The sequence below is a fragment of the Pseudoalteromonas sp. GW168-MNA-CIBAN-0100 genome, from assembly GCF_040309225.1.
Classification (GTDB): Bacteria; Pseudomonadota; Gammaproteobacteria; order Enterobacterales; family Alteromonadaceae; genus Pseudoalteromonas; species Pseudoalteromonas arctica.
Genome location: NZ_JBEOOL010000620.1, coordinates 1 through 267, shown reverse-complemented (window position 1 = coordinate 267; position 267 = coordinate 1). Strand labels below are relative to the sequence as shown.

General features: G+C 44.9%; 1 protein-coding gene. It reads right to left on the bottom strand.

All coding sequences use genetic code 11. The features are described 5' to 3' along the window. A partial coding sequence (gene rsmD / locus AAEY62_RS22705; protein ID WP_350636673.1) for a 16S rRNA (guanine(966)-N(2))-methyltransferase RsmD occupies positions 1–265 on the bottom strand: 265 nt, incomplete at its 3' end. Positions 266–267 lie beyond the last annotated feature (2 nt).

Genomic DNA, 267 nt, shown 5'->3' with positions numbered 1-267 from the left:
GCTTTAAAGTGCTAATGTTTAGCTCAATTTGCTTTGCTGCGGCAGCGTCAAGTTCAACAAAAGTAGCGCTTTTAGCAAATCGCGACAGTGCCTCAAAACCTAAACCGCCAGAACCAGCAAAACAGTCGAGCACATTTGCCTCTCGGGTATCTTGCATTAACCAATTAAACACTGTTTCTTTTATACGATCGGTTGTTGGGCGCAGCCCTTGTACGTCTTTAACGGGCAGCTTTCGGCCTCTAAATTGGCCACTGATCACTCTAATAA